Source organism: Thalassospiraceae bacterium LMO-JJ14, assembly GCA_021555105.2.
Classification (GTDB): Bacteria; Pseudomonadota; Alphaproteobacteria; order Rhodospirillales; family Casp-alpha2; genus UBA4479.
Genome location: CP134604.1, coordinates 2,360,167 through 2,384,220, shown reverse-complemented (window position 1 = coordinate 2,384,220; position 24,054 = coordinate 2,360,167). Strand labels below are relative to the sequence as shown.

General features: G+C 57.3%; 28 protein-coding genes. 15 read left to right on the top strand and 13 right to left on the bottom strand.

The features are described 5' to 3' along the window. Positions 1–82: 82 nt before the first annotated feature. Positions 83–1,105, bottom strand: a complete 1,023-nt coding sequence (locus L2D14_11220; protein ID WNJ98441.1) for an amino acid ABC transporter substrate-binding protein — start codon at positions 1,103–1,105, stop codon at positions 83–85. Positions 1,106–1,374: 269 nt separating this feature from the next. Here L2D14_11220 and metC point away from each other — a divergent pair, with 269 nt between their 5' ends. After that, complete coding sequence (gene metC, locus L2D14_11215) at positions 1,375–2,571, top strand: cystathionine beta-lyase (GenBank protein WNJ98440.1); 1,197 nt, start codon at positions 1,375–1,377, stop codon at positions 2,569–2,571. A 2-nt stretch (positions 2,572–2,573) separates the two neighbouring features. After that, complete coding sequence (gene hisI / locus L2D14_11210) at positions 2,574–2,969, top strand: phosphoribosyl-AMP cyclohydrolase (protein WNJ98439.1); 396 nt, start codon at positions 2,574–2,576, stop codon at positions 2,967–2,969. A 214-nt stretch (positions 2,970–3,183) separates the two neighbouring features. On the opposite strand, the gene L2D14_11205 is transcribed toward hisI, so the two are convergent. Beyond that, the gene (locus L2D14_11205) at positions 3,184–3,573 is read right to left on the bottom strand and encodes a hypothetical protein (GenBank protein ID WNJ98438.1); all 390 of its coding nucleotides are present in this window, start codon (positions 3,571–3,573) and stop codon (positions 3,184–3,186) included. 220 nt (positions 3,574–3,793) lie between these two features. Between L2D14_11205 and modA the strand changes: the two genes are divergently transcribed. From modA to modC, 3 genes are read left to right on the top strand one after another with little or no spacing between them, the layout of a single operon-like run. Beyond that, positions 3,794–4,480, top strand: a complete 687-nt coding sequence (gene modA, locus L2D14_11200) for a molybdate ABC transporter substrate-binding protein (protein ID WNJ98437.1) — start codon at positions 3,794–3,796, stop codon at positions 4,478–4,480. Further along, complete coding sequence (modB, locus tag L2D14_11195; protein WNJ98436.1) at positions 4,480–5,163, top strand: molybdate ABC transporter permease subunit; 684 nt, start codon at positions 4,480–4,482, stop codon at positions 5,161–5,163. The genes modA and modB overlap by 1 nt, the downstream gene beginning before the upstream one ends. After that, complete coding sequence (gene modC / locus L2D14_11190) at positions 5,160–6,281, top strand: molybdenum ABC transporter ATP-binding protein (GenBank protein ID WNJ98435.1); 1,122 nt, start codon at positions 5,160–5,162, stop codon at positions 6,279–6,281. Before modB ends, modC begins: the two co-directional genes overlap by 4 nt. 8 nt (positions 6,282–6,289) lie before the next feature. Here modC and L2D14_11185 read toward each other — a convergent pair whose 3' ends face one another. The 3 genes from L2D14_11185 to folK form a co-directional block, all read right to left on the bottom strand. Continuing rightward, entirely contained in the window at positions 6,290–8,440 is a 2,151-nt protein-coding gene (locus L2D14_11185) for a bifunctional (p)ppGpp synthetase/guanosine-3',5'-bis(diphosphate) 3'-pyrophosphohydrolase (GenBank protein WNJ98434.1), read from the bottom strand. Positions 8,441–8,546: 106 nt separating this feature from the next. Next, on the bottom strand, positions 8,547–8,963 hold the full coding sequence (gene rpoZ, locus L2D14_11180) for a DNA-directed RNA polymerase subunit omega (protein WNJ98433.1): 417 nt from the start codon (positions 8,961–8,963) through the stop codon (positions 8,547–8,549). An 83-nt stretch (positions 8,964–9,046) separates the two neighbouring features. Continuing rightward, positions 9,047–9,583, bottom strand: coding sequence for a 2-amino-4-hydroxy-6-hydroxymethyldihydropteridine diphosphokinase (gene folK, locus L2D14_11175; protein WNJ98432.1), 537 nt, complete (start codon positions 9,581–9,583; stop codon positions 9,047–9,049). 141 nt (positions 9,584–9,724) lie between these two features. Here folK and L2D14_11170 point away from each other — a divergent pair, with 141 nt between their 5' ends. The 3 genes from L2D14_11170 (at position 9,725) to L2D14_11160 (ending at position 11,294) form a co-directional block, all read left to right on the top strand. Beyond that, on the top strand, positions 9,725–10,342 hold the full coding sequence (locus L2D14_11170; protein WNJ98431.1) for an NYN domain-containing protein: 618 nt from the start codon (positions 9,725–9,727) through the stop codon (positions 10,340–10,342). Between the two features lie 25 nt (positions 10,343–10,367). Then, positions 10,368–11,003 carry a uracil-DNA glycosylase gene (locus tag L2D14_11165; GenBank protein ID WNJ98430.1) on the top strand — a complete coding sequence of 212 codons (636 nt, stop codon included), beginning with the start codon at positions 10,368–10,370 and terminating at the stop codon, positions 11,001–11,003. 75 nt (positions 11,004–11,078) lie between these two features. After that, on the top strand, positions 11,079–11,294 hold the full coding sequence (locus L2D14_11160) for a DUF4169 family protein (GenBank protein ID WNJ98429.1): 216 nt from the start codon (positions 11,079–11,081) through the stop codon (positions 11,292–11,294). 13 nt (positions 11,295–11,307) lie between these two features. On the opposite strand, the gene L2D14_11155 is transcribed toward L2D14_11160, so the two are convergent. The 6 genes from L2D14_11155 to L2D14_11130 all read right to left on the bottom strand — a co-directional run bounded on the left by L2D14_11155 (position 11,308) and on the right by L2D14_11130 (position 16,092). Continuing rightward, positions 11,308–11,541, bottom strand: a complete 234-nt coding sequence (locus L2D14_11155) for a DUF4170 domain-containing protein (GenBank protein ID WNJ98428.1) — start codon at positions 11,539–11,541, stop codon at positions 11,308–11,310. 94 nt (positions 11,542–11,635) lie between these two features. Beyond that, positions 11,636–12,472: a TauD/TfdA family dioxygenase gene (locus L2D14_11150; GenBank protein ID WNJ98427.1), complete on the bottom strand. Its 837-nt coding sequence runs from the start codon at positions 12,470–12,472 to the stop codon at positions 11,636–11,638. A 100-nt stretch (positions 12,473–12,572) separates the two neighbouring features. Beyond that, positions 12,573–13,127: a glutathione peroxidase gene (locus L2D14_11145; protein WNJ98426.1), complete on the bottom strand. Its 555-nt coding sequence runs from the start codon at positions 13,125–13,127 to the stop codon at positions 12,573–12,575. Positions 13,128–13,187: 60 nt separating this feature from the next. Next, positions 13,188–13,427: a hypothetical protein gene (locus L2D14_11140; GenBank protein WNJ98425.1), complete on the bottom strand. Its 240-nt coding sequence runs from the start codon at positions 13,425–13,427 to the stop codon at positions 13,188–13,190. Next, positions 13,403–14,113, bottom strand: coding sequence for a sulfite oxidase-like oxidoreductase (locus L2D14_11135; GenBank protein WNJ98424.1), 711 nt, complete (start codon positions 14,111–14,113; stop codon positions 13,403–13,405). Before L2D14_11135 ends, L2D14_11140 begins: the two co-directional genes overlap by 25 nt. Next, positions 14,110–16,092 (bottom strand): lytic transglycosylase domain-containing protein, encoded by a 1,983-nt coding sequence (locus L2D14_11130; GenBank protein ID WNJ98423.1) that lies wholly within the window; start codon positions 16,090–16,092, stop codon positions 14,110–14,112. Before L2D14_11130 ends, L2D14_11135 begins: the two co-directional genes overlap by 4 nt. A 235-nt stretch (positions 16,093–16,327) precedes the next feature. Here L2D14_11130 and dapA point away from each other — a divergent pair, with 235 nt between their 5' ends. From dapA to L2D14_11100, 6 genes are all read left to right on the top strand, one after another. Next, positions 16,328–17,203: a 4-hydroxy-tetrahydrodipicolinate synthase gene (dapA, locus tag L2D14_11125; GenBank protein ID WNJ98422.1), complete on the top strand. Its 876-nt coding sequence runs from the start codon at positions 16,328–16,330 to the stop codon at positions 17,201–17,203. A gap of 44 nt (positions 17,204–17,247) precedes the next feature. Continuing rightward, positions 17,248–17,733 carry an SsrA-binding protein SmpB gene (gene smpB, locus L2D14_11120; protein WNJ98421.1) on the top strand — a complete coding sequence of 162 codons (486 nt, stop codon included), beginning with the start codon at positions 17,248–17,250 and terminating at the stop codon, positions 17,731–17,733. Positions 17,734–17,932: 199 nt separating this feature from the next. Then, a complete protein-coding gene (locus tag L2D14_11115) occupies positions 17,933–18,607 on the top strand; it encodes a haloacid dehalogenase type II (protein WNJ98420.1) in 675 nt (224 codons plus the stop codon). Between the two features lie 13 nt (positions 18,608–18,620). Further along, positions 18,621–19,481 (top strand): alpha/beta hydrolase, encoded by an 861-nt coding sequence (locus tag L2D14_11110; GenBank protein ID WNJ98419.1) that lies wholly within the window; start codon positions 18,621–18,623, stop codon positions 19,479–19,481. Next, positions 19,459–20,448: a threonine/serine dehydratase gene (locus L2D14_11105; protein WNJ98418.1), complete on the top strand. Its 990-nt coding sequence runs from the start codon at positions 19,459–19,461 to the stop codon at positions 20,446–20,448. Before L2D14_11110 ends, L2D14_11105 begins: the two co-directional genes overlap by 23 nt. Before the next feature lie 69 nt (positions 20,449–20,517). Further along, complete coding sequence (locus L2D14_11100; protein ID WNJ98417.1) at positions 20,518–21,729, top strand: threonine ammonia-lyase; 1,212 nt, start codon at positions 20,518–20,520, stop codon at positions 21,727–21,729. A gap of 7 nt (positions 21,730–21,736) precedes the next feature. On the opposite strand, the gene L2D14_11095 is transcribed toward L2D14_11100, so the two are convergent. Beyond that, positions 21,737–22,507, bottom strand: a complete 771-nt coding sequence (locus tag L2D14_11095) for a class I SAM-dependent methyltransferase (GenBank protein WNJ98416.1) — start codon at positions 22,505–22,507, stop codon at positions 21,737–21,739. Beyond that, positions 22,504–23,001, bottom strand: coding sequence for a flavin reductase family protein (locus L2D14_11090; GenBank protein ID WNJ98415.1), 498 nt, complete (start codon positions 22,999–23,001; stop codon positions 22,504–22,506). Before L2D14_11090 ends, L2D14_11095 begins: the two co-directional genes overlap by 4 nt. 181 nt (positions 23,002–23,182) lie before the next feature. Here L2D14_11090 and motA point away from each other — a divergent pair, with 181 nt between their 5' ends. Continuing rightward, a complete protein-coding gene (gene motA, locus L2D14_11085; protein WNJ98414.1) occupies positions 23,183–24,043 on the top strand; it encodes a flagellar motor stator protein MotA in 861 nt (286 codons plus the stop codon). Positions 24,044–24,054 lie beyond the last annotated feature (11 nt).

Here is a 24,054-nt window from a genome sequence, read left to right as displayed (position 1 = left end):
AGCTTTAATGGGCGGGCAACATCGTGTTTGTGCCCGCCCAAAAAGCTCAAGCCGTCAGCTTATGCCGACGACACGTCCCGGATCAACGGAACGGCGGCGAGTACTGAAGACCACCGTTCGTCCAAAGCGCGTTCAGACCACGCTCCAGACCGATTGGGGTATTGCTACCAATGTGAGATTCAAAGATTTCACCGTAGTTACCTACAGCAGTAATAATTGCAACGCCCCAGTCTTTGTTCAGACCAAGCATTGCGCCAAGGTCGCCTTCGGTGCCGAGCATCCGGTTGATTTCCGGATTGTTCGTCCCTTTGGCGAGTTCAGCAACGTTAGCTTTGGTCACGCCAAGTTCTTCTGCGGCAAGGGTCATATTCAACACCCAACGGACAACATCTGACCACTGGTCATCACCGTGTCGCACGACTGGTCCAAGCGGTTCTTTGGAAATGATTTCCGGAAGAATCAAATGATCTTTCGGAGTTGGGAAGGTTGCACGCGAGGCAGCAAGTCCGGATGCGTCCGTGGTGTAAACGTCGCAACGACCGGCCAGATAGTTGGTGCGGGCTTCGTCGCTGGTTTCGATAGGAACCGGTTCGTATTTGATTTTGTTAACACGGAAGAAGTCAGCAAGGTTCAATTCCGTGGTCGTACCGGTCTGGATGCAGACCGTGGCGCCATCAAGGTCCTTCGCGGACTTAACGCCGAGCGACTTCGGAACCATGAATCCCTGACCATCATAGTAGTTTACGCCGACAAACGTAGTTTTAACGTCAACGTCACGAGCGAATGTCCATGTTGTGTTGCGCCAAAGCACATCACCTTCACCGGAGTTGAGGAGGGTGAAACGGGTTTTGCCGGTAGCAGGAATGTATTTAACTTTGCTCGCATCGCCGAGGACCGCAGCAGCGGTGGCACGACAGAAATCCGCGTCAAAGCCTTGATAAACGCCCGCTGCATCTGTGTATGCAAAGCCTGGAAGACCCGTTGAAACGATGCAACGCAGTTCACCACGCGCTTGTACGTCTTGTAACGTCCCTGCACTAACAGCAGTCACGCCGAGTGCCATGACGGCAACAGCAGCAGCTGAGATTAATTGAGTTTTCTTCATAGTGATAAAGCTCCCTGAAGACTTCATTTTAGGTTTTCGCCTTACCGGAAAAACAAACCAGTCTCCCAGCAGACCCGAATCCGTAACACGATTCGCGAACAACCCTCAAGACGAAACGCAATGTTACGATAACAATCCTTTATGGATCACAATGCCCTACCGCATCGGCGAAATAGCTGAACGTCGCAAGCAGGCTGTGAAAAAGGGGCTATCGCCAAGCCGTCTGTGCTCGGTTAATGTCACCCCACTGCATACAAGTGAGGGACGAAATGAGCGATCAAAAGAACAGCGGTTACGGGCAAAACACCATCCTGGCACACGCCGGATTGAAGCCGGAAGAAAACCACGGCGTTGTCAATCCACCGGTTTATCATGCATCGACGATTACCTTCCCGACGCTCGAGCAGTTCGAAACCCGTGACAAGCCGCCATATAACGGTCCTTCTTACGGTCGTTCCGGGACGCCGACGCAGTTTGCATTCGAAGCTGCCGTCACCGCCCTGCACGGCGGACACAAGACGGTTGCGTACCCGTCGGGGCTGGCGGCGATTGCCGGGGCCATGAATACATTCGTTCAAAATGGCGATCACGTGCTGGTCGCGGATACGGTTTATGGGCCGACACGCTCACGCGTGTCCGGCAATATCCTCAAACGTGCCGGGGTCGAGGTTGAGTTTTACGATCCGCATATCGGCGCCGGTATCAAGGACCTGGTGCGCGACAATACGGTTGTCGTTTATTTGGAAAGTCCGGGCTCGGTGACGTTTGAAGTCATGGATGTACCGGCAATCGTCGAGGCGCTGAAAGGCAGCGGCATCGTGACGCTGATCGATAACACCTGGGCGTCGGGTTATTTCTTCAAACCGCTGGCGGTTGGAGTCGATGTCGTCATCGAGGCGGCGACGAAATACACGGTCGGACATTCCGACGCCATGCTGGGTACCGTGACTGTCGCGAGCGAAGAGCATTTCCAGGCGCTCAAGGGTATGGCGAACAGCTATGGCTATCATGCTGGACCCGATGATTGTTATCTGGGCCAGCGTGGCCTCCGGACCATCGGCGTGCGTCTGGAAAAACACCAAAAGAACGCGCTTGAGGTCGCGACCTGGTTGCAGGGCCGCGACGAGGTCAAGCGGGTTATGTACCCCGCCCTGCCCGACGACCCGGGCCATGCGCTCTGGAAACGCGACTTCACCGGAGCCAGCGGACTTTTCGGCGTGGAACTGATCGACGCACCCAAGGCCGCTGTCGCGGCGATGATAGACAGTTATGATCTGTTCGGCATCGGCGCCAGTTGGGGCGGATATGAAAGTCTGGTGCTTGCCCAATACCCTGCGAATATCCGTACGGCGACGCCATGGGCCGGCACCGGCCCTGTAGTGCGATATCACATCGGTCTGGAAGACCCGGTCGATCTGATCGCAAACCTTGCCGACGGCTTCGAGCGCTTCAACGCAGCGAGATGATGATGAGCGACGACATAGCAAATACCATTATCAAGGATCTTGCATTCAACACGGACGGACTTGTTCCGGCAATTGCCCAGCAGGCAGATACCGGTGAGGTCCTGATGATGGCCTGGATGAACGCGGATGCTGTGCGCGAGACGCTGGCGACGGGCCGTGTCTGTTACTGGTCACGCTCCAGAGGTGCGCTTTGGCGCAAGGGCGAAACGTCGGGGCAAATTCAGATGCTCAAGGAATTTCGCTGGGATTGCGATAACGATACGATCCTGTTGCAGGTCGATCAGACAGGCGTCGCCTGTCACACCGGACGGCGCAATTGTTTTTTCAATGCCGTCAGAGATGGCGAGATCGTCATTATTGCCGATGTCAAAACCGATCCGGACAAGCTTTATTCCTGATCATCAGGACATCAGGTTACGGCGCGCCGGAAGATTGATCAGCATTCCCCGCCAAGCCTTCGAGGGTGAGCAGCAGAATATATTCCGTGCCTTTGTACGCGTATTTAATAGTTATCCGGAACATTCCCGCTGGTAAGGAATGCAGAGAATAGGCACGGACTACAGAAAAACACTTCGCTATCGTTCTAAGTATGGATGTATTGGGATGCGCTGTTTATGAAGCGTTTTGAAATTGCGGGCGGCGCAGAAGAATCCCTTCAAGGATATCGAAAGCAGGCGCGCTGATGGTTATGAATTGCGCCGCGAGATCCATACCTGTTTCACCTCCGGTGCGGATGACACGGGCAGAAATGAGTACCGGCCAGTTTTTTTTGCCGGCGCGGCCGATGCTGTCGATTTCGAACATGTCACCGGCAACAAGCACGCCATCATAATCGCCAACCAATATACCGCCGAGAGACCAGTTGATGGACTGATACAGCTTGCCGCGGATCGTGACACAAAGTTTTGGGTTATTGACCCGCGACGATGTTCGCCTGCGGTATCCCGACTGGGCACCGATATCCGAAGTCTCGTGATCAGGCCATATTTGCAACGCGGACATTCTGCCCTCCGGGGACCAATTTTATTGAAATGACGCTAGGAGCAAGGCGTTAAGATTTCCTTTCGAAACCCGGCTGCCGAGATGACGCGCATATGCAATTCCCGATACCAATTACATTGTCCACCGTTATAATCCGCGCATGCGATGTCTCTTCAGGACCTTCATCTTATTTTGCACGTTAGTGCTTTTGCCGGGCCTGTCCCGGGCCGATGAACCGCCATTGACGGTCTTCGCGGCCGCCAGCACGCAGCAGGCCGTCGAGGCCGTTCTTTCCAGGTGCCCGCAATTGATTTCAAAAGCTTGCCGGGGGGTGTTTGCCGCAAGCTCTACCCTCGCCCGGCAGATTGCCGGTGGCGCGCCCGCCGATATCTATATTTCCGCCAATCTGAAATGGATGCGCTATCTGTCCGACAACAAGTACGTAGTATCGAACCGGGTGAGCGTACTCGCCTCGAATCGTCTGGTTGTGGTTGCACCGAAGTCCCTGGAAGTGCCCGACATGGATGACGAGACACTGTTGGGCTGGCTTGCAGGTGACCGGGTTGCCGTCGGCGATCCGGTACATGTTCCGGCGGGTATCTATGCAGAACAGGCTTTGCAGGCATTGGGGGCATGGCAGACTCTTGAAGGCCACTTGCTGAGGATGCCGAATGTTCGTGCCGCCCTGGCCGTGGTTGCGCATGCCGAGGCAAATGCCGGCATCGTCTATGCGACGGATGCGGCGGTCAGCCGGGACGTTAAAATCGTATACAGGTTCGATCCGTCGTTGCATGAACCGATCCGCTATCCGATGGCGCCGCTTACCGGCCGGGACAGCAAGGACGTGAATCGTCTGATCGATTTGTTTCTGTCTGAAACCGGCAAGGCGGCATTCCGAGCCGCCGGGTTCGAGGTCGCAGCGGATTGATGAGCAATCTTGAAATTGAAGCCTTGAAGCTGAGTATCCAGGTAGCCTTCGCCGCCGTGGGATTCAGCTTGCCGCTAGCCGTGCTTGTTGCCTGGCTTCTGGCACGCAAGCAGTTCGCCGGCAAAAGTTTGATCGACGGACTGGTCCATCTGCCGCTGATCCTGCCGCCGGTCGTGGTCGGTTATGTGCTGCTTGTGGGGCTTGGACGAAACGGTATTGTCGGCGGGTTTCTCAACGATGTTTTCGGCATCACCCTCGCCTTCACATGGAAAGGCGCCGCCGTCGCGGCTGCCGTTATGGCATTCCCGCTCATGGTGCGGGCGATCCGGCTTTCGCTTGAAAGCGTCGATCACGGACTTGAACAGGCTGCGCGAACATTGGGGGCTTCGCCGCTTCATGTTTTTGCGACCGTGACGCTGCCGCTGGCCAGTCCGGGTATCCTCACGGGCGCGATCCTCGGCTTTGCACGCAGCCTTGGTGAATTCGGCGCGACGATCACCTTCGTTTCGAACATCCCCGGTGAAACGCGAACGCTGCCGATAGCGCTTTATACCCTGACGCAGATCCCCGGCGGTGAAGCCGGTGCGTTTCGGCTTGTGGTGATTTCCGTTGTTGTCGCTTTTGCGGCCCTGCTGGCCTCCGAACTGATGGCACGACGGTTAAAAGTGAAGCTCGGCGGATGAACGGGAACGATAAAATCGTCGACATAGATTTCCGTCTCAGGCGCGGAAATTTCGAACTCAAGGCCAGATTCGAAACAGAAGGCGGCCTGACGACGCTGTTCGGCAGGTCGGGGGCCGGCAAATCGACGATCATCGATTGTCTGGCAGGTCTGGCCCGGCCCGACAGCGGCCATATCCGCATTGCCGGCGAGACGCTCTTCGACAAATCGGCAGGTATTGACCTGGCCCCGGAAAAGCGACGCGTCGGCTATGTTTTTCAAGATGCCAGACTGTTCCCGCACATGCGTGTGCGCAGTAACCTGGAATACGGCATGAAACGGATCGCCCCGGCGGAACGCCGTCACAGTATCGACGACGTGGTGGCCATGCTGGGCATTTCAAAACTGCTGGAGCGTTACCCCGCCGACCTGTCTGGTGGTGAGGTGCAGCGTGTCGCTATCGGCCGGGCCCTGCTTGCCAGTCCGAAAATCCTGCTGATGGACGAACCGCTGGCGGCGCTGGACTTCGACCGGAAGGCCGAAATCATGCCGTTTATCGAAAAGCTTCGCGACCATGCGGGCGTGCCTATCATGTATGTCAGTCATGCCGTCGAGGAAGTTGTCCGGCTTGCCGACACGATGGTGGTTCTGGCAGACGGCGATACCATCGCCTTCGGCGATGTCGAGGACATCATGAGCCGCTTGGATCTGCGTCCGCATACGGGCCGCTTCGAGGCGGGGGCCGTGATCCATGTCTGGGTGTCCGGCCATGACGATGAATACATGCTGACGGAGCTTGGCTTCGGCGCGGGGGCCGTCTGGGTGCCGCGGCTTGAACTTGAACGCGGCACTCCGCTTCGCCTTAGGCTCAGGGCGCGCGATGTTTCCCTGTCGCTGGAGCGCCCCCGGGGCAGCATGACGTTGAATATTTTCGAAGCCACCATTGTCGATATCGAAAACGTTGCCGAGGGGGTCAGTCCGCACGTCGATGTGCTGGTCAATGCGGGGGCGCCGATTATCGCCCGGGTTACGCGCCGTTCGGTCGCTGAATACGGTCTCGAAGCCGGGATGAAGGTGTTTGTTTCGGTGAAAACGTCGTCGATCGACCGGCACAGCCTTGGACTGGGGCGGCGGCGCTAGCCTGCGGATCAGCCGCGCGCGCGTTCCACCGTATTGACCGCCGTTGAGGCGCGAAGCGCGGCGATGATGTCCGCCAGATGCTTGACGTCCTTGACCTCGATATCGATCAGCATGTCGAAGAAGTCGATCTGCCGGTCGACGATCTTGAGGTTCGAGATATTGCCCCCGTTCTTGGCGATCAGTGTCGACAGGTCGCCCAGTGTGCCGGGTGAATTGACAACGGTGACGTTCACACGGGCGACGTGGTTCTGGTCCGCACCGCTTGTGTCCCAGGCAACGTCGAGCCAGCGTTCTGGTTCTTCCTGATACTGCGCCAGTTTTTCGCAATCGATGGTATGGATGGTGACACCCTTGCCGGTCGTCACGATACCGACGATCCGGTCGCCCGGCAGCGGATGACAGCAACCGGCATAGTGCATGGCCATACCCGGTATCAGACCGGTTATCGGGACACCGTCGCTCTTTCCCTTGTTGGATTGAGAACGCGAGATAGGAACGATCTTGTCGGATTTTTCTGTGGATTTGAGTCGTGGATACACGGCTTCGACGACGGCACGTGCCGTGATGTGGCCGGCGCCGACCTGGGCACACAGATCATCGACAGTGGGCTGGCTGAACGTTTTAAGTACGCCGTTCAGGCCCTTTTCGGTCATGTCGTTGCCGGATTCCTTGAACGCGCGTTGCAGGATCGAGCGGCCGAGGGATTGATACTGATCGCGTTCCTGCATGCGCACGAAGCGGCGGATGCGCGCCCGGGCCTTGCCTGAGACAACAAAACGTTCCCAGGTCGGTGACGGGGTCTGGGCCTTGGAGGTGACGATTTCCACCTGATCGCCGTTGTGGAGCGTGGTACGCAACGGCATCATGCGGCCGTTGATCTTGGCACCTACACATCGGTCGCCGATTTCCGAGTGGACGGCATAGGCAAAGTCCACGGGCGTGGAACCGGATGGCAGGCTGATCAGTTCACCGCGCGGGGTAAATGCAAAAACCTGATCCTTGAACATCTCGAGCTTTGTATGTTCGAGAAATTCTTCGGGGTTCGAGGCATGTTCGAGAATTTCCAGCAGTTCGCGAAGCCAGCGGTATTGTGGGCCGTCCCGGCGCGCGGCGTCGATGTTACCGCCTTCCTTGTAGTTCCAGTGTGCGGCGACTCCGCTCTCGGCGATTTCATGCATCGCCTGCGTGCGTATCTGCAACTCGATCCGGTGATTTTCCGGGCCGAAGACGCCGGTATGCAGCGAGCGGTATCCGTTCGGCTTCGGCGTCGAAATGTAATCCTTGAAGCGGCCGGGAACGGTTCGGTAGGCGCCATGAACGACGCCGAGCGCACGGTAGCAATTCTCGATGCTGTCGACGACAATCCTGAATGCCATGATGTCGGAAAGCTGCTCGAAGCCGACATCGTGCTGCTGCATCTTGCACCAGATCGAGTACGGTGATTTTTCGCGTCCCTGAATGCTTGCGCTGACCCCCTGCTCCTGCATGAGATGCTGCAATTCCTTGATGATGCGGTTGACTAGGTCGCCGCCCTGATTGCGCAGGAACTCAAGCCGGCGCACTACCGATTTCCGGGCATCCGGATTCAATTCGGTGAAGGCAAGATCCTCAAGCTCAATCTTGATTTCACCCATGCCGATGCGTTCCGCCAAGGGGGCATAGATATCCATGGTCTCCATGGCGATGCGCTGGCGGCTTTCCGGTTTCTTGACGTACTGAAGCGTACGCATGTTGTGCAGGCGGTCAGCCAGCTTGACCAGCAGGACACGGATATCTTCCGACATGGCGAGCAGGAATTTACGGAAGTTTTCCGCCTGTTTGGCCTTGTCTGAAACGAAATTGATCCGTGTCAGCTTGGTGACGCCGTCAACCAGGCGCGCCGTTTCCTCGCCGAACATCCGCTCGATCTCGTCATACGTTGCATCGGTATCCTCGATGGTGTCATGCAACAGTGCGGTGACGATGGTCGCGGTATCGACCTTGTAGTGGGTCAGAATGCCGGCAACCTCGATCGGATGGGAAAAATATGGGTCGCCGGAGGCGCGTTTCTGGGAACCGTGCGCTTTCATGGCGAAAACATAGGCGCGGTTGATTGCATCCTCGTCCGCGCCGGGATCGTAGGATTTTATTTTTTCGACGAGTTCAAACTGCCGCATCATGATGGTTCAGCTTATCATGCTTCCATGTTGCCGCCCAAGCTATTGTTGCGGCGCAATAAAAACGGGAGCCGAAAGGCTCCCGCTGTGACCGGATATATGCGGTAAATCAGTCGTCGACTTCTTCATCGACATCTTCAAACATGACCTCACCGGCGCTATCGGAATCCGAAGCCCCATCGTCGATCGACATGGTTTTGGTCAGCGCTTCGATTTCGTTGTCACCGGCATTGCCCTGACCGGCGAGTTCCTGGCGAATGGCCATGTCATCGACCAGGTCTTCTTCAGGCTCATCCTGCTCAACGTGGCGCTGCAGACTCTTGATAAGGTCTTCCTGGAGTTCATCCAGATCGACGGTCTGATCGGCAATTTCGCGAAGCGCGACAACCGGATTCTTGTCATTGTCACGGTCGATCGTCAGCGCGGCGCCGGCGGAAATGTGACGGGCACGTTGCGCGGCAATGGCAACGAGTTCAAAACGGTTGGGAATTCTTTCAACGCAATCTTCGACTGTGACGCGAGCCATCGGGTGCTCTCCAGCTAAATATCATGGGAATTTGCGCGGTTTATAGGGATTTAAGCTCTGCCATGCAAGGATTAAAGCGGACATCATCCGGTCCATTCCGTACCGAACAAGCCCAGGCCGTCCGGCATCGGCCGGCATTCCTGACCGGCGGGCAGCACGGCAATCATGTCACCGAGCGTTTCGTTTGTGATGGGGTGGCGCCAGTCCGGAGCGATTTCCGCCATCGGTAGCACTACGAATGCGCGGCCCTGCATGCGCGGATGCGGCACCGTGACATGATGGCGCTCATCGCCGGTAATGACGTTCATGTCGTGTGCGATGACGTCAAGATCGATGGTTCTGGGCGCGTTCACCGCTGTGCGCCTGCGGCCAAGCTCAGCTTCAATTTCAAGTACCTCATCCACGAGATTCTCCGGGCTTAGCGTGGTCTTGACGCTGACGACACCGTTGACGTACCAGGGCTGATCGCTGATCGGGACCGGTGCGCTTTCATACCATTTCGATCGCGCCCGGACCTTGATGCCGCGCTGTTCCATGATCTGCAGGGCAGCACCACATGTGGCGCGCGGCGGGCCGAATGTCGGGCAGGTCAAATTCCCGCCGAGGCCAATAAAAATCACGTTTTCAAATATCCTTGTTCGAAAGTTGATAAGTGCCTACCTAATAAATTGTAACGCCCCGCGTCGATCATTTTTGCGACGAAATGGGTTTTGATTACGCCACGCGAATTATTGCGCGTACATATTCTTTGAGGTTTTGACATGCAAATAAATTTGAATGAACGGGTTGCGCTCTTCATCGACGGATCGAACCTGTACGCTGCTGCAAGGGCGCTTGGATTCGATATTGATTACAAGCGCTTATTGGATGTTTTTCAGAAAGACGGTCGGCTGATCAGGGCCTTTTATTATACCGCTCTGATGGAAGACCAGGAATACTCGCCAATTCGCCCTCTGGTCGATTGGCTGGACTATAACGGCTACACCATGGTCACCAAGCCGACCAAGGAATTTACGGACGCCGCCGGACGCCGCAAGATCAAGGGGAATATGGATATCGAACTGGCCATCGACGTCATGGAAATGGCGCCGTATCTGGATCATATCGTGATATTCTCAGGCGACGGCGATTTCCGCCGACTCGTCGAGGCCGTGCAGCGCAAGGGCGTGCGGGTCAGCGTGGTTTCGACCATCAACAGCCAGCCGCCGATGATTGCCGATGAGTTGCGCCGACAAGCTGACAATTTCATCGAGCTTTCCGATATTCAAAACCAGATACAGCGTGCCGGTGCACCGCGCAAACCCGTACAGGAAGGGTTTCCCGAAGATGATTACATCGACGACGGTATCGATTTTGAAAACGAGCCGCATCTTGCGTGATTTACTGCCCTGATGTGTTGATCTGATGTTCAACGAACCGGCGTATGCGTGTGACCTCTGCCCCCGGCTGAAAGCCTTTCGTGACGCCAATATCAGTGCGCATCCCGATTGGTATAACGGTCCGGTGCCGGCTTTTGGCGATTTAGGCGCACGGCTGCTGATTGTCGGTCTGGCGCCGGGTCTTAAAGGGGCAAACCTGACCGGGCGGCCGTTCACCGGCGATTATGCAGGCGATCTTCTGTATGCCACCCTGCATCGCCACGGTTTCGCCGAAGGCGCATATGCCAAGCACAAGAAAGACGGTTTGAAGTTGCTGGACTGCCGCATCACCAATGCGGTGCGGTGTGTGCCGCCGGAAAACAAGCCGGTCGGTGCGGAAACGTCGACCTGTAATGACTTTCTGAAAGCGGAAATTGCCGCCATGCCGAATCTTCTGGCGATACTTGCTTTGGGGACGCTGTCGCATGGTGCCGTGCTGTCTGCGTTGGGCATGAAGAAATCCGCCTTTAAATTCGCCCACGCGGCGCGCCACACAACGGACAATGGCCTTTCCCTGTTCAACAGCTATCACTGCTCGCGCTACAACACCAACACGGGCCGCTTGAACGAGCAGATGTTTTCGGACGTGTTCGTGAAAATTCGTGCGTTTCTGGACGATTGAAGCCGTTACACCTCTTTCCGCGCCCGGCGGTTGGCGTTATTCTTTTGGCAAACGTCCATTTCCACGGGGATTATCGTGAGCGCTGACATCATCAATCTGAATCAGTTCCGCAAAGCGCGGCAGAAAGACGAGAAACGCGAACAAGCGGCTGAAAACCGTAAGAAATTCGGCCGCAGCAAGGCCGAGAAACTTGCCGACAGCAAGGGCCGTGAAAAATCGGAACGCCTGCTGGCCGGCAAGAAACTGAGCGACGCCGACACGGGTGAAGATGACAGGGAAACCCCTGCCTGAGCGTGCGGATCGATCAGTGTTCGTGTTTTTCGTCGGGTTCCAGAAGTCTGTGCATATGCACGATCACGTATTTCGTGTCGGCATCGTCGACATGGGCCTGACTGGCGCCCCGCCACGCTGTGAGCGCGGTTTTGTAGTCCGGGAAAATCCCGACGATATCGAGGTTTTCCGTGTCGACGAAATCGGTTCCGGACGGGTCGGCAACCGTGCCGCCAAAGACCAGATGCAAGAGTGGCTTATCGCTCATTTCGACGTCCTTCAGCACAAGATCAGGTTATTTTCGGGCACCTTAACGGAGCGCCTGCACGCAAACAAACCGTCAATTGCTTAAAGCGGCAGCGTCAGAAAGTCGGACCGCCGGAGATGATCGTCCGCCACAGTGTCCGGTATTTACTGGGGTCCAGGTTCTTTGTCGTCGCCGTGTGCATCACGGCCGCATTGTCCCAGACAAGCAGGTCGCCTGCATTCCACTGATAATCCATGCGGTACTTGTCCTGCAGGCAATGGTCGAAAATCTCCTGCATCAGGGTCTGGCTTTCGTCCTCGTCCATGCCGTCGATGCGGACCGTGTAGGACGGCGTGATGTAGATCGCCTTGCGTCCGGAAATCGGATTGGTGCGGATGACGGGGTGCAAGCACTCCGGCGGTGATTGCACCTGCCCCGTCTCGAAAAGATCGCGTTTCTGATGCGCATAGAAATGCCAGGCTTTAAGCCCATCGAGGCGCTGCTTCATCTCGTCGCTCAGGCCGTCGTAAGCCGCCGTCATGTTGCAAAACAGCGTGTCGCCCCCCTGATCGGGGATTTCCAGCGCATACAGCATGGTCGCCTTGGCGGGTTCCGGCTTGTAGGCAACATCGGAGTGCCAGAAAGACCCGGCGTCCTTAAGGCCGGCCGGCTTTTCGCCCTTGATGCGGTTGGAAAGCACCATGATCAGCGGTTCGTCGGGATGGTGGTACTGTGTGAAAACGTGGGGTTCCATTTCCGGGCCGAAGACGCGGCTGGCTGCCACGACTTCGTCCGTACCAAGGCCGTGTTGTTCCGGAAATGACAGGATGTGGTGATCGGCGAAAGCGGCGATCAGCGCATCCGCGATTTCAGCGGATAGCGGTTTGGAAAAATCGACACCGTGGACATGCGCACCAAGACCGTTGCCGAAAGGTTCAATATTCAGGTTCATGCTGTTTTCTCCCAAATGGACTTTAATAAGCGGCATGGGGGAAGAGCAATATCGATAATGCTGATTCCGCTGCGCTGTACGCGATTGGTCTCGTGATGCGTTAGTTCGGCAGCATGGATTCCACTGCACTGACAAGTTTGGCCGCATCGGGCGAGGTGGTTGTCGAGAACCAGTCCTTGAGCGTGCCGTCCGGTGCAATCAGATACTTGTGGAAGTTCCATTTCGGCGATCCGATGATACCGACCTGGTCGCCGGCCCATTTATAGAACGGATGCGCATCCTTGCCTTTGACCTTCTGCTTGGTGGTCATCGGGAAATTGATGGCGAAGTTGGTCTCGCAAAATTCCTTGATCTCGGATTCCTTGCCGGGTTCCTGCGAGCCGAAATCGTTCGACGGTATGCCCAGTACAACCAGTCCCCTGTCGCGGTATTTATCGTACAGCGCCTGCAGTCCGGCATACTGCTTGGTATAGCCGCAGAACGATGCCGTGTTGACGACCAGAACGGCCTTGCCGGCGAACGAACTGGCCGGCATGGGCTGACCCTCAATGGCGGTGAAATCGAAATCGTAAAAGGACATCGGCTCAGCTTTCAGCGGTTGTGCGAACAAAATCCCGAAAAGTATCAGGATCAAAGGTCGGAGGATTCTCGTCATCTTGTTGTCCGTGGTGTTGATCATCATACCAGTGATACGTGGCGTATCCGGTGTTGGATTTCAAATCCCCTGAAACCATGAAACGGCGTCAATGGCATCGCGGATAGCGGTTTCCTCGTCATCGTAACGGACTTCCCGGAAGCCGCCGACAGCGAACCAGCCGGACGGGTCTTCGACATCCCGGCGGAATTCCTCGAACCCGATCGACCCGTCCGGCCGTCTGAAGACATCGACGCACAAGTGGCCGTCATCGCTGTTCACCGAATGCAGCACGGTTACGCGTAGCGCTCTTCCCGCCATGGGTCCCCCTCGTTGTGATAGCCGAGCGCTTCCCAGTAGCCTTTCACATCCTGTTCCAGAAAGGTGATCTGGCGAACCCACTTGGCGCTTTTCCAGAAATACAGTGACGGAATGACGGCACGCACCGGACCGCCGTGCTCGCGGGTGATGGCCTCGCCGTTCCAACTGTGCGCCAGCAGCGAATCTTCGGCGCTAAAGCGTTCCATCGTCACGTTCGTGCGATAGCCGTCATGGGCATGAAAGATGACGTGTTTCACGGTTTCTTTCGGTTGCACCAGTTCGACCAGGTGCCGTGCCGTAACCCCTTCCCACGCATTGTCGAGCATCGACCAGGCCGTGACACAGTGAATATCCGCGGCGATCCTTGATTGCGGCAAATCCCTGAATGCGGCCCAGCTGATCGATAGCGGCCGTGCAATCGCACCCTTGATATCAAGCGACCATTGATCGAGCGGGATCAGCGGCTGATGGCCAAGATCGAGCACCGGCCATTTATCAACGACTTCCTGACCCGGCGGCACCCGAGGTCCGCGGTCCCGGCGCGGCGGATCGCGGCGCTCGCTGAGGGCTTTCTTCTTGGCGTCAATGAACCCGGTTCGCGCTTCATCGGGGGGATCTATGAATTCGCCGAGAACAGAGCCGGGTTTGCCGGCGAACAAAGCCTGGAAACGGTCTTCATCGCTCACTTTCTGAGATCTTCCTCGAGGCTGAGCGCCACTTCAGTGCCTGCAAGCTGCATGCGGTAGACCTGGACGTTCTCAAGGACCCGCTGCACGTAATTGCGTGTTTCAGTGAAGGGGATCAGCTCTACCCAGTCGATGGCATCGACGTCGCCATCACGCGGGTCGCCGTTTTGTTTGACCCACTGTCTGACCCGGTGCGGACCGGCGTTGTAAGCGGCAATCGCCATCGGCAGATACCCCTTATAATCGTCAATCAGCTCGGCGATGTAGGATTGGCCGAGGGTCAGGTTGTAATCGGGGTCGGTGGTCAGCTTGACCTTGGAATAGCGCAGCCCGGCCCGTTTGGCGACGGTGCGCGCCGTTGCCGGCATCAACTGCATAAGCCCGCGCGCGCCGGCATGGCTGATGGCTTCGGTGTCGTATTCGCTTTCCTGGCGCACGATGGCCAGGATCAGCGGGGTTTCCGGGGTCTCTGCCTTAACCTTTTTAGGAAGTCTGGGCGGGACAAGGGTGGGATACCCGCCGGCGACGAAATGACCGTGGTTCTGCAGTGTTTTCTTGGTGACACGAATGGCCAGGTCGGGACGCCCGCTCAACCGCGCCAGCCGCGCCGTCAGGATGTGCCAGTCGACCGTATCCTCTAGCGATGCGATATGCATGATAAGCGAAAACAGGCGCTCTTCCTCGCCTGCCGCAGCCAGCATGCGCACGGCGCGGACCAGTTCATTTTCATCGAATCGTTTTCTGACATCGGCATCGACGCTGGGGTCGGGCGGCAGGCGAAGCCCCTGCCCCGGATTGACCTTTGCCGTTGCCAGTTGTCCGTAATAGGCCGTCGGGAATTGTGCGGCCTTCGCGTACCAGGTCTTGGCCGTTTCCTTATCGCCGTCCTGTTCTATGGCGCGCGCCAGCCAGTATGCCCCCCGGGAAAGGCTGACCGGGTAGTTGACAGCATCGTAAAGGCGCTGGAAATGCTCACGCGCCTGCTTCGGTTCGTTCAGGAACCGAAGCGCGATCCATCCTGCGAGGAATTCAGCCTCGGCATGATCCGCCGCATGTTGCTCGGTCAGGCCGTGTTGTGCAGCGACCCGATAAGCTTCGGTAATGAAGCCCTTTTGCAGAAGCTGACGCGCCATGATTGCGCGCTCATCCCACCAGCGGTTTGGATAAGGCATGCCTTCCGGCAGTGACCTCAACAGGTCGTAAGCGGACTCCAGCCCCTTCTTGCGGCGCCAGCGCATGCGCTCGTAAACCAGCCCAGCGTCATTCTGCAGCGATTTCGGGATGTGCGACACCAACAGATCGACATTGCCCTTCATACGTCTGAGCGAGGTTCTGGCTTCGATCAGTTTGCGGTACTGCGCATCGACACGATAGATCATGCGCCGTGCGGGCCAGTAGCGGCCATCCCACATCAGCCGATCGGCACGGGCGCGATTGTCGCCAAGAGTCAGGTGCTTGCGGAATTTCCGGTAGAAAGATTTTTCATGCGACTTCGCGAAGTTTTCATGAATCCATATGTCCCTGATCATGGCGACGCCTCTTTTGACGTCGCCCGAGCGAATGATGGCATTGGCCAGTTTCTCGCGACCGGCGGTCGAAACCGGTGAACGATCGCCGAACCAGCCGATCACGTATGCCGGATCGGCATTGGCGTCCATGGCTTCCTCGGCGCGTGCCAGCAGCCGGTTGCCGCGCGGCCAGTCGGGATTGCGGTTGATGAAGGCGTCTATGGCCTCGAAGTCGGTGCCGAAACCGCCCTGAAACAATACGTACCAGGATACGATTTTGCGTGCCAAGGGGTCGTGCAGACGGCGGGCATGGACATCGAGCCGGGCCTTGGAGCCGCGTTCGACTTCTTTGAGTGCGGCCGAAAATTCGCGCGCTTCCGCAGCCGTCAAGACGTCAGCGCTGACGGCGCCTGGCACCGTCAGTATGCAAATCAGAAGGAGTGAAAACAGAGACCTCAAACTTTCGCTCATGCCTCTTCAAAAAATCAAAAAACCGGCAGTCGTTAAGACAAGCCGTATCATACGTCTAGCATGCTTATCCGAACAACATCGTCCTGAAAATGTCACGAACTTGTTAATATTAAGCGGATGACCGCAAGAAAGCCCCGAGATAAGCGGTGGCGGCAGATACCAGCAGTCTTGCCCCGGCGCGCATGCAGATATATGTTCCGGGGCTGTTTTAATCTTTAGTCCCAAGGAGGGAACGATGTTTAAGGGTTCATTCGTCGCTTTGATCACCCCATTCAAAAATGGTGCGGTGGACAAATCGGCGTTCAAATCCTTCGTCGATTGGCAGATTGCCGAAGGGACCGATGGTCTCGTCCCTGTTGGGACGACCGGCGAATCCCCGACGTTGTCGCACGACGAACACGACGAGGTGATCGAGCTTTGCATCGAGGCGAATAACGGTCGTGTGCCGGTTGTCGCAGGCACCGGCTCGAACTCGACCGCGGAAGCGATCCGGCTGACCAAGCACGCCAAGCAGGCGGGTGCCGATGCGGCGCTGATCGTCACACCGTATTACAACAAGCCGACGCAGGAAGGTCTGTACCGTCACTATGCGGCCATTGCCGATGCGGTCGATATTCCGATCATCGTTTACAACATCCCTGGACGCAGTGTGGTCGACATGACCGTTGAAACCATGGCGCGGCTTTCCAAGATCGCCAATATCGTCGGCGTCAAGGATGCGTCGGCCGATCCGATGCGGCCGATGAAAACGGCGATGCAGATCGGACCAGAGTTTGCACAGCTTTCCGGTGAAGACGGCACCATCGTGCCGTTCCTCGCAGGAGGCGGTGATGGCTGTATTTCTGTGACGGCGAACGTCGCGCCACGTGCCTGTGCGGAACTGCACGATGCGTGGCAGGCCCGTGACCTCGATACGGTGATGGAAATCCAGAAGCGTCTGATGCCGCTGCACATCGCCATGTTCTGCGAAGCCAGCCCGGGCCCGGTCAAGTATGCGGCCAGTCTTCTGGGCAAGTGTGATCCGGATACGCGTCTGCCGCTGTGCGAGATCGCCGAAAGCTCGAAAGCGCAGGTGCGTGACGCGATGCAGTCCGCAGGGCTTCTGAACTAAGGGCGCCAACGGCAACGCCCCTTTGGGGCGTGAACGGATATGCAATGGCCGGCAAAAACAAAAAGAAGAAGACCAGCGGCAATGTCGTGGCGCAAAACCGGCGCGCGCGGCGGGACTACAATATTCTCGAAACCGTAGAAGCGGGTCTTCAGCTGACCGGCACGGAGGTGAAATCCCTTCGCGCCGGCCGCGCCAGCCTGAACGAGGCGTTCGCCGGTGAAAAGCACGGCGAAATGTATTTGTTCAACGCGCATATCCCCCCCTACGAAGGCGCATCACGAGTCTTCAATCACGAACCGGTACATGACCGAAAACTGTTGCTGCACAGAAAGCAGATGTCGCATTTGTTGGGTTCACAGAAACAGAAAGGCATGGCGCTGATTCCGCTGAAAATCTACTTCAACGCACGCGGCATGGCGAAGCTGGAACTGGGGCTGGGCGAAGGCAAGCACACCTACGACAAGCGCGATACCGTCAAGCAGCGCGACTGGAGCCGTGAAAAGGGCCGCCTGCTCCGCGACAAGGGGTAATTCTCTGTATTTCAGGATACCCGGACAGGTGTTTGGGACCACCGGACAGTTGTTCCGGGAGAAGATGGCATCATTCGGCGAGGCCGGGGTTGCTGGTTTGCTGCAGTTTTCGAAGCTGTGGCCGTGTGCCTATTGACCCCCTATCAGCCGAGCACCAAACTGCAATCAAAGCCTATTCAAAAACGGGGAGAATTCAGACATGGCCGCAATCGATAACATCGATGCCTGCGTCTTCGATGCCTATGGAACGCTGTTCGATGTTGCCGCCGCTGCATCGCATTGCCAGGAAGAACTCGGCGATAAATGGGCGCCGCTGGCTCAGACGTGGCGGGAAAAGCAACTTCAATACACCTGGCTTCGCAGCCTGATGCACGAATACGTGCCGTTCTGGCAGATCACGCAAGACAGCCTGGACTATGCGCTTGCGCTGCATGGTGTCGAAAATGCCGATCTGCGTCAGAAACTGCTCGATATCTATTTCGAACTGGATGCCTACCCCGAAGTGCCGAGCGTCCTTGCGGTCCTGAAAGCCGGTGGGAAAAAAGTCGCGACGCTGTCCAATGGCTCGCCCGACATGCTGAATGCAGCCGTGAACAACGCCAAGCTCGACCTCGACGCGGTATCGTCGGTTGACAGGATCGGTATCTACAAGCCCGATCCGCGTATCTACCAGATGTCGTGTGACGATCTGGATGTTCCCAAGGAGCGCATCTGCTTCATGTCGTCGAATGCATGGGATGCATGGGCAGCAGCGAATTTCGGTTTCCAGGTCGTCTGGGTCAATCGCTTCAACCAACCGCCGGAACGTCTGCCCGGTGAAATCCGTGAGATGATCAGCGATCTGAACGGTCTGCCGCCGCTTCTGGGTCTTTGAGCGACAAGACCTGATGCCGAAGGACTTTATCGAGCGCCGTATAACGTCTCAGGACGGGCTTTCGCTATACGTGCGGGATTATCCGGGGCCGAAGAACGGTACGCGCACGCCCCTGCTCTGCCTTGGCGGGCTGACGCGAAATTCCAAGGACTTCGCCGGGATCGGCAAGTATCACAGCCGTAAACGCCGGGTGATCTGCCCGGACACGCGGGGCCGCGGTTTTTCCGATTACGATCCTGACTGGCGGAATTATCATCCGGAGACCTATGTCGGCGATGTCCGGCACATCCTTTGCGCGCTCGGTATCCATGACGTCGTTGTCATCGGCACATCCATGGGCGGGATCATGGGGATGATCATGGCTGCAGCAATTCCCAGCACCCTGAAGGGGCTGGTGTTGAACGATATCGGGCCCGTCGTGCGCCTGCACGACCTCGACAAGATCGTCGCCTATATGAAATCGCCGCCGTCCCTGCCGGACTGGGCTGCCGCCGGCCGGCATTTACGCGATGCGTTCATGGGAGAATACCCGCTGTCCGGAGACGCAGACTGGACGCGTGCCGCGAAACTGAGTTACGTCGAACGCGCCGACGGCACCATTACTTTCGACTGGGATGAGAATATCCTGAAGCCGATCCTTGCCGATCCGGCCGAGGCGCTTGATCTGTGGCATCTTTTCATGGCCACGGAGCGCATCCCCGTCTTGACGCTCCGCGGCGCCAAGTCGAATATTCTCGACGAAACTCAACTTGCCGAGATGTCGGCACGTCACAGTAACATGCAAGCGGTCGTCGTGCCCGGGGTCGGGCATCCTCCGGGCCTTGCTGAACCGAATAGTATAGAGGCGCTGAATGGATTCCTTGAACAGTTCTGAACCCCCGGTCTTTGCAGATATCAAGGATGCCCAGCGGCAGTTGCAAGGGTGGACCCGGCGCACGCCTTTGCTTGAAAACTCGATCCTCAACGAGCAGTTGGGTTTTCGTCTCGTCGTCAAACCGGAATGTCTTCAGCGCACCGGTTCGTTTAAGTTCCGGGGGGCTTTCAACAAGATATCGCGCATCCCCGAAGATATGCGCGCCAACGGTGTCGTCGCTTTCTCGTCCGGCAACCATGCACAGGGCGTGGCCGCGGCGGCGACCCTGATGGGAATGAAGTCCACCATCATCATGCCGAAGGATGCACCGACGGCGAAAATCGAGAATACCAAAGCGCTCGGCGGAACCGTCGTGCTGTACGACCGTATGACGGAAAGCCGCGAGGAGATTGGCGAGCAGTTGCAGAAGGAACAGGGCGCGGTCCTCGTCAAACCCTATGACGAACCGCTGATCATTGCCGGTCAGGGGACCATCGGTCTCGAGATCGCCGAGCAGTCGCAGGAGATGGATATCAAGCCCGATGCCGTGATCGTGCCTGCGGGCGGTGGTGGTCTGATCTCCGGTACCGCCCTGGCAATCTCGGAAACCCTCGCCTGCCCCGTGTACAGCGCCGAGCCGGAAACCTATGACGATCACAAACGTTCGCTCGAAGCCGGAACGCGCCAACCGGTGCCTGCCGGTGCATTTTCCATCTGCGATGCGCTGTTGGCGCCGATACCGGGCAAACTGACGTTTTCGCTCAACAGCCGTCTGCTGAAAGGCGGCCTCAGTGTCAGCGACGATGAGGTCTTAATGGCCATGAGAACGGCGATGCTGTCGCTCAAGATCGTTGTCGAGCCGGGCGGCGCCGTGGCGTTGGCCTGTGCACTGACGCAGAAAATCGATCTTGCGGGCAAGACGGTCGTCGTCGTCTGTTCAGGCGGCAATGCCGATCCGGAGATGCTGGCCCGCGCATTGTCGATGTGAATTCCCTTCAAAATCGGTGACAGAGCCGCATCCGGGGTGTATGACCCGCCTTCTGTGACGGAGGCGCGCGTGATCGATTTCAAGGATATCACTGATGCACGGGAACTTTTGGCGGGGCATGTCCTCCGCACCCCGTCGATTGCCTCGCCGGCGCTATCGAAACTGACCGGTGCCGAGGTTTATCTGAAACTCGAAAGCCAGCAGGTGACGGGGTCCTTCAAGGTGCGCGGGTCCTATGTGCGCATGGCGGCGTTGAGTGATGCCGAACGCAAGGCAGGCGTGCTCGCCGCTTCTGCCGGCAACCATGCCCAGGGTGTCGGTTTTCACGCACAAAAGATGGGTATCCCGGCGGCAATCTATATGCCGGCCAATACACCGTTCACCAAGGTCGCGCGCACCGAAGCGCTTGGCGCGAAGGTCATTCTTGAAGGTGAAACGGTTGCCGAGTCCAGAATTCTTGCCATGCAGACCGCCGAGGCCGAGGGCAAGGTCTTCATCCATCCTTATGACGATCCGCATGTGATCGCGGGACAAGGTACGGCGACGGCGGAATTTCTTGAAGACGTGCCGGATCTGGATGCGATTATCGTGCCGATCGGTGGCGGCGGGCTTGCCGCTGGGTGCTGCATTGCCGCAGCCGCGCACAATCCGGCTCTTGAAGTCGTCGGTGCGCAGGCAGATGCCTACCCTTCCATGTGCCAGGCTTTCAAGGGTGAGCCGCCGCACGGCAGTGGGCAGACCATCGCCGACGGGATTGCGGTCAAGGAGCCGGGGGAAATTACGACCCCGATCCTGAAGCGGCATATGAAATCCATTTCCGTGGTCAGCGAAGCCGACATCGAACGCGCGGTGCAGATTCTCGTCGAAGTTCAACGGCTGATCGTCGAAGGCTCGGGAGCCGTGCCGCTGGCGACGGTGCTGGCCGACCCCGAACGCTTCAAGGGACGCAAGGTCGGGTTGATGATTTCCGGCGGCAACATCGATTCGAGACTGCTGTCATCGGTGTTGATGCGTGGATTGGTTCACGATGGCAGGCTGGCCAAACTGCGCATATCGCTGATCGATATGCCTGGTGCGCTTGCTGCCGTTGCAGGGATCATCGGGAACAAGGGCGGCAATATCGTCGATGTCCTGCATCAGCGCATGTTCCGCGATGTCCCGGTCAAGGAAGCGGATGTCGATATCGCCATCGAGACCATCAATGCCAACCATGTGCGCGAGATCATGGCGGCGTTGGAGGCCAAGGGCTTCGGCACGCGTCTGCTGTCGGATATGCGTTAAGGCGCGCTCACATACGCCAAATCAGCAATTGCGTCTGGCGTGAATCGTCGACCTGCACGATTTCATCCGGTTCACCGCCGGGAACGGCGAAACTGTTGGATATGAACAGAGAACCGGGCTTCATCTCGGTTTTGAGCTTTTCGTAGAGCCGAGCCATCGGCGCCGGCGATAAAAACGCATAGACCGCATCGGCATCGCTGACATCCGTATCCCAGATACTCCGAAACTGGATCCGGGCGGTCTGCCGTCCGAGTGCCGCGATCCTGAGCCATGAAACCAGAAACGACAGTGGCGCTGTCTCGACGCCGATTACGCGGGCATCCGTATTGGACTTCGCAACGGCAGCGACGACGCCGCCAAGCCCGCAGCCGAGGTCGATGAACAATCGGCCCCCTGCCCGCTCAAAAAGCGCTGAAATTTCACGTTCGGTGATTGCATTGGACAGATACAGCGGCACCTGCTCACGGACGCCATTGATGTAAAACCCGGCAAGCACGAGCACGATCGCCGGAAATATCCACACCGGCGGTTGATAGACAGGCACCAGAACCAGGGCCGGCGTGGCAATGGCGCACAGTACCAGCCATGCCGTACCCAGATGCATGATGCGACCGATAACGACGGCGAGGATACCGGCAAAGAAGGCCAAGCCCAGAAGCGTTGTATGCGAGCGGGGAAATTCCGCCGGGGCAAAACCCCAGATCGCAAGGGCGGCGCCGGCGGCGACGATTGATGCCGTGAGCGTGCATGGCACCGGCCAGCGCGCCTCGCGCGTCATGCCGTCGGTTCCAGATGCCTGAGCGTCCGGTACTTGCCGGCAGCATACACCAACGGGTCCAGAGAATCGTCCCAAAGGGCATGCACGACTTCCCCGACGACAATGACATGATCGCCCCCCGGATATACGGCCTCGCGGCGGCATTCAAGATTTGCCGATGCGTTGCGGATAAGCGGGAGCCCATGGACGCCCAGTTCATAAGGGACTGTATCGAAAGGCGGTATCGGACCCGGATAGGCGAAGGCGTTGGAGATGTCTTCCTGCTCTGCCGAAAGAATATTCACGTTAAATCCGGGGCCATCCGTATAAGTCCTTATTTGCGACGTCATGTTATCAAGGCATACAAGAATCAGCGGCGGTGACAGGGAAAGCGACGTGAAGGCACTGACTGTCACCCCGACAGGCACACCGTCCGCCCCAAGCGCGCTGATGACGGTTACGCCACTGGCAAATTTAGCGAGTGCTTGGCGGAACTGTTGGGGTTCGACAGACATCTACTTTCTTTAGCATGCCGGCGGACTGAAATGAAACATCAAGGCCGTTTCGAATAATGCTTCTAAATAGTGCCAAACACTTGAGTTTCAACCAAAATCCCTCTATAGCGGTGATAGGGGTCACTTTGCCCGTCCACGCGATAAGCGGGCGCGAAAATATTAACGTTTGAGAGCCTGCTAGATGTTTTTCATCATCGGTATCGTTCTTGTTATCGGTTGCGTATTCGGTGGTTACTCAGTTCACGGTGACTTGCGCATCCTTTGGCAACCAATCGAATACGTCATCATTCTTGGTGGCGCACTTGGCGCGTTCCTGGCCGGGAACCCGAAGCCGGTTGTCATAGGTGCCTTCAAGTCTGTCGGCACCATGGTCAAGGGGCCGAAATACAAGAAAGACGCCTATGTCGAATTGCTGAGCTGCATTTACAGCGTGTTCCGTCTGGCCAAATCCAAGGGCGACCTTGCTTTGGAGCAACATGTTGAAAAACCACATGAAAGCACGCTTTTTGCTAATTTTCCGAAGTTTCAGCATGACCATCATGCCATCGATTTCTTCTGTGATTATCTGCGCCTTCTGACACTGGGGGCCAGCAATGCGCACGAGATCGAATCCATCATGGACCAGGAGCTTGATGTCCATCACCACGAGAAACTCATGGTCTCGTCGGCGATGCGCAGTATCGGTGAAGCCATTCCGGCCCTCGGCATCGTTGCAGCCGTGCTGGGTGTTATCGTCACCATGAGCTCGATTACCGAACCGCCCGAAGTTCTGGGCGGCCTGATCGGTGCGGCACTGGTCGGTACGTTCTCGGGGATTCTCGTGGCATACGGTTTCGTTCTGCCGATGGCGTCGAATCTTGAAGCGGCATACAACTCGGAACATCACTATTTCATGTGTATGAAAATGGGTTTGATGGGGCACATGCAGGGTTACGCCCCGCAGGTTTCGGTCGAATTTGCCCGCAAGGTGCTCCCGGATGAATACCGTCCGAGCTTTGCGGAACTTGAAGAAATTACCCAGAACCTGCCGGCGCCGGGCTAACGGGGGCCACG

What these genes read in the sequence shown, in the direction of transcription:
- motA (WNJ98414.1), top strand. Translation starts at nt 23,183, where the DNA reads ATGTTTTTCATCATCGGTATCGTTCTTGTTATCGGTTGCGTATTCGGT.
- L2D14_11145 (WNJ98426.1), bottom strand. Translation starts at nt 13,127, where the DNA reads ATGACGAGAATCCTCCGACCTTTGATCCTGATACTTTTCGGGATTTTG.
- L2D14_11090 (WNJ98415.1), bottom strand. Translation starts at nt 23,001, where the DNA reads ATGTCTGTCGAACCCCAACAGTTCCGCCAAGCACTCGCTAAATTTGCC.
- L2D14_11220 (WNJ98441.1), bottom strand. Translation starts at nt 1,105, where the DNA reads ATGAAGAAAACTCAATTAATCTCAGCTGCTGCTGTTGCCGTCATGGCA.
- L2D14_11110 (WNJ98419.1), top strand. Translation starts at nt 18,621, where the DNA reads ATGCCGAAGGACTTTATCGAGCGCCGTATAACGTCTCAGGACGGGCTT.
- metC (WNJ98440.1), top strand. Translation starts at nt 1,375, where the DNA reads ATGAGCGATCAAAAGAACAGCGGTTACGGGCAAAACACCATCCTGGCA.
- L2D14_11165 (WNJ98430.1), top strand. Translation starts at nt 10,368, where the DNA reads ATGTTCAACGAACCGGCGTATGCGTGTGACCTCTGCCCCCGGCTGAAA.
- rpoZ (WNJ98433.1), bottom strand. Translation starts at nt 8,963, where the DNA reads ATGGCTCGCGTCACAGTCGAAGATTGCGTTGAAAGAATTCCCAACCGT.
- modB (WNJ98436.1), top strand. Translation starts at nt 4,480, where the DNA reads ATGAGCAATCTTGAAATTGAAGCCTTGAAGCTGAGTATCCAGGTAGCC.
- L2D14_11155 (WNJ98428.1), bottom strand. Translation starts at nt 11,541, where the DNA reads ATGAGCGATAAGCCACTCTTGCATCTGGTCTTTGGCGGCACGGTTGCC.
- L2D14_11185 (WNJ98434.1), bottom strand. Translation starts at nt 8,440, where the DNA reads ATGATGCGGCAGTTTGAACTCGTCGAAAAAATAAAATCCTACGATCCC.
- L2D14_11205 (WNJ98438.1), bottom strand. Translation starts at nt 3,573, where the DNA reads ATGTCCGCGTTGCAAATATGGCCTGATCACGAGACTTCGGATATCGGT.
- modC (WNJ98435.1), top strand. Translation starts at nt 5,160, where the DNA reads ATGAACGGGAACGATAAAATCGTCGACATAGATTTCCGTCTCAGGCGC.
- hisI (WNJ98439.1), top strand. Translation starts at nt 2,574, where the DNA reads ATGAGCGACGACATAGCAAATACCATTATCAAGGATCTTGCATTCAAC.
- L2D14_11130 (WNJ98423.1), bottom strand. Translation starts at nt 16,092, where the DNA reads ATGAGCGAAAGTTTGAGGTCTCTGTTTTCACTCCTTCTGATTTGCATA.
- L2D14_11140 (WNJ98425.1), bottom strand. Translation starts at nt 13,427, where the DNA reads ATGGCGGGAAGAGCGCTACGCGTAACCGTGCTGCATTCGGTGAACAGC.
- L2D14_11115 (WNJ98420.1), top strand. Translation starts at nt 17,933, where the DNA reads ATGGCCGCAATCGATAACATCGATGCCTGCGTCTTCGATGCCTATGGA.
- smpB (WNJ98421.1), top strand. Translation starts at nt 17,248, where the DNA reads ATGGCCGGCAAAAACAAAAAGAAGAAGACCAGCGGCAATGTCGTGGCG.
- L2D14_11170 (WNJ98431.1), top strand. Translation starts at nt 9,725, where the DNA reads ATGCAAATAAATTTGAATGAACGGGTTGCGCTCTTCATCGACGGATCG.
- L2D14_11150 (WNJ98427.1), bottom strand. Translation starts at nt 12,472, where the DNA reads ATGAACCTGAATATTGAACCTTTCGGCAACGGTCTTGGTGCGCATGTC.
- dapA (WNJ98422.1), top strand. Translation starts at nt 16,328, where the DNA reads ATGTTTAAGGGTTCATTCGTCGCTTTGATCACCCCATTCAAAAATGGT.
- L2D14_11095 (WNJ98416.1), bottom strand. Translation starts at nt 22,507, where the DNA reads ATGACGCGCGAGGCGCGCTGGCCGGTGCCATGCACGCTCACGGCATCA.
- L2D14_11105 (WNJ98418.1), top strand. Translation starts at nt 19,459, where the DNA reads ATGGATTCCTTGAACAGTTCTGAACCCCCGGTCTTTGCAGATATCAAG.